The organism is uncultured Shewanella sp., assembly GCF_947491715.1.
GTDB lineage: Bacteria > Pseudomonadota > Gammaproteobacteria > Enterobacterales > Shewanellaceae > Shewanella.
The window spans coordinates 1-878 of record NZ_CANLKR010000101.1 but is presented as its reverse complement, the minus strand read 5'-3'; the positions used below and the strand labels follow the sequence as shown (position 1 = coordinate 878).

The 878-nt window shown below is 39.6% G+C and carries 1 pseudogene; it reads left to right on the top strand.

Features of this window, described 5'->3' with window-relative positions:
• Nucleotides 1-41: 41 nt before the first annotated feature.
• Nucleotides 42-878: pseudogene (locus tag Q0779_RS23665) on the top strand (IS3 family transposase); the annotation flags it as partial.

The window sequence follows — 878 nt, the reverse complement described above, 5'->3', positions numbered from 1 at the left end:
TGTTCCGTCCTGAGGTAAGTTGACACTTTGGAGACTTATCTATGAAAACCTCAAAAGCAATGGGCGTTAAACGCACACAACGTGATTATTTATTAGGCTTTAAATTAGCCGTCGTTAGCCAAGTAGAAAAAGGCGAACTGACCTATAAACAAGCTCAAGAGCACTATGGCATCCAAGGAAGAAGTACCGTTCTTACATGGTTAAGAAAACATGGTAGATTAGATTGGTCCCAACCTATTGAGCAATCACCAATGTCTAAATCTAAAGAAACACCTGCCCAAAAAATTAAACGATTAGAAAAGCAAGTCTCTAATTTAGAGATGAAAAATATGATTTACGGCGATATGGTCGAGTTGCTTAAAAATGAATATGGCATCGATTTAGAAAAAAAGTACTTAGCCGAACGCTATGGCTCGCCAAAGACAAAGGCACCGTAAAGTTAGCCACGGCGTGTCGGCAGTTTAACTTATCAAGACAAGCTATCTATCAATGGAAACAGCGTAGATCAGCAAAAGCAGATAGGCTTGAACCTGTGATGACAATGGTGATGTATTGGCGTCAGTTCATGCCTAGAGTGGGAACACGTAAGCTCTACCAGCTCATCAAACCAAAACTAATAGAACAAGGGATTAAGCTCGGTAGGGATGGGTTATTTCAGTATTTGAAGCAACAAAATATGCTAGTAAAACCCAGGAAAAATTACACTAAAACAACGAACAGTCATCACTGGCTAAGAAAATATCCCAATTTATTGAAAGGCAGAGTAGTTAAGCGTATCGAGGAGGTGCTCGTTAGCGATATCACTTATGTAAAATCGGATGAAGGGACGCATTATTTGTCTTTGGTAACAGATGCCTACTCCAGAAAGATAATGGGAT